Genomic DNA, 1,193 nt, shown 5'->3' with positions numbered 1-1,193 from the left:
GGTCCGGGGCGAAGCCCCGGTTTCGGGAAGGGGCGGGGCGGGGAGAAAAGCCCGCCGCAGGCGCCCCCCACCCCGATGCGAGGATGACCCCACGAATCACCGCATCCAGGAGGCCCCGCATGACCCAGAAAGTCGCCGTCCTCGGCACCGGCAAGATCGGCGAGGCCCTCCTCAGCGGCATGCTCAGGGCAGGCTGGGCCCCCGAGAACCTCCTGGTCACGACGCGCCGCCCGGAACGCGCGGCAGAACTCCGCGAGCGCTACGGAGTCGAAACAGTCACCAACCCCGACGCCGCCAAGCGCGCCGACACCCTGATCCTGGCCTGCAAGCCCCAGGACATGGGCAAGCTCCTCGACGAGCTCGCCCCCCACGTCACCACGGACCGCCTGATCATCAGCGCGGCGGCGGGCATCACCACGACCTTCATCGAGGACCGCCTCGCCGACGGCACCCCGGTCATCCGCGTCATGCCCAACACCCCCGTGCTCGTGGACGAGGGCATGTCCGTCATCTCGGCCGGCAGCCACGCCACCCCCGCCGCCCTCACCCACGCCGAGGAAATCTTCGGCGCGGTCGGCAAGACCCTCCACGTCCCGGAATCCCAGCAGGACGCCTGCACCGCACTCTCCGGCTCGGGCCCGGCGTACTTCTTCTACCTGGTCGAAGCCATGACGGACGCCGGCATCCTGCTCGGCCTGCCCCGCGACAAGGCCCACGACCTGATCGTCCAGGCCGCCATCGGCGCCGCCGTGATGCTCCGCGACAGCGGTGAGCACCCGGTGAAGCTCCGCGAGAACGTGACGTCCCCCGCGGGTACCACCATCAACGCGATCCGGGAGCTGGAGAACCACGGCGTACGCGCCGCGCTGCTCTCCGCCCTGGAGGCAGCCCGCGACCGCAGCCGCGAGCTGGCCGCGGGTTGACACGGCCCTCGTAGATCCGTAATGTTCTCCGAGCTGCCCGACGTGAGAGCCGACGAAAGTCGGTCCCCGGGCAGCCATTCCGCAAGACCCACTACAAGCATTCCGCGCTCGAACGCGGTCTCGCTTTCGTGCGCTCTTACGAAATGAGGAATAGCCCCCGATTAGCTCGGGAGCGAAGATTCCGCTAAAGTCTCACCTCGTCGGAACGGCCCAACAGCCGCAAAGACAACCCGAGTTGACCGGGAATCAGGCCCGAAAGGATCTGATAGA

Annotated in this window: 1 protein-coding gene; it reads left to right on the top strand. The window is 68.5% G+C overall.

The features are described 5' to 3' along the window. Nucleotides 1–119: 119 nt before the first annotated feature. Nucleotides 120–923 carry a pyrroline-5-carboxylate reductase gene (gene proC, locus JAO81_RS41865; protein ID WP_199553248.1) on the top strand — a complete coding sequence of 268 codons (804 nt, stop codon included), beginning with the start codon at nucleotides 120–122 and terminating at the stop codon, nucleotides 921–923. Nucleotides 924–1,193 lie beyond the last annotated feature (270 nt).

It is taken from the genome of Streptomyces sp. N35 (assembly GCF_016464295.1).
In the GTDB taxonomy this organism is placed as follows: domain Bacteria; phylum Actinomycetota; class Actinomycetes; order Streptomycetales; family Streptomycetaceae; genus Streptomyces.
This window is presented reverse-complemented; position numbering and strand designations above follow the sequence as displayed.